Genomic DNA, 235 nt, shown 5'->3' with positions numbered 1-235 from the left:
TCCCCGCCCTGTTCATCTTCTCGGATTCCGGCAAGGTGGTGCGGCCGGACCGAACGCGCGCGATCGCCGGGCGCTGGGGCGGCGCGCACGGGCTGGTGCCGGTCGACGACAATGGCGATCCGGACGACCATGTGGTCGTGGGCGACGTCCTGTCGCCGCAGACCACGCCGTTTCTCACCGAGCGTTTCGTGGTCTGGGTGAAGGCGCTGATGCAGCAGCAATCAGGCCAGTGAAA

At 67.7% G+C, this 235-nt stretch carries 1 pseudogene; it reads left to right on the top strand.

Going from position 1 to position 235, the window contains the following annotated elements:
- A pseudogene (locus KVT37_RS32980) lies at window positions 1-233 on the top strand (alpha/beta hydrolase); the annotation flags it as partial.
- Window positions 234-235: the final 2 nt, after the last annotated feature.

The organism is Mesorhizobium sp. GbtcB19 (genome assembly GCF_019091085.1).
Classification (GTDB): domain Bacteria; phylum Pseudomonadota; class Alphaproteobacteria; order Rhizobiales; family Rhizobiaceae; genus Mesorhizobium.
This window is presented reverse-complemented; position numbering and strand designations above follow the sequence as displayed.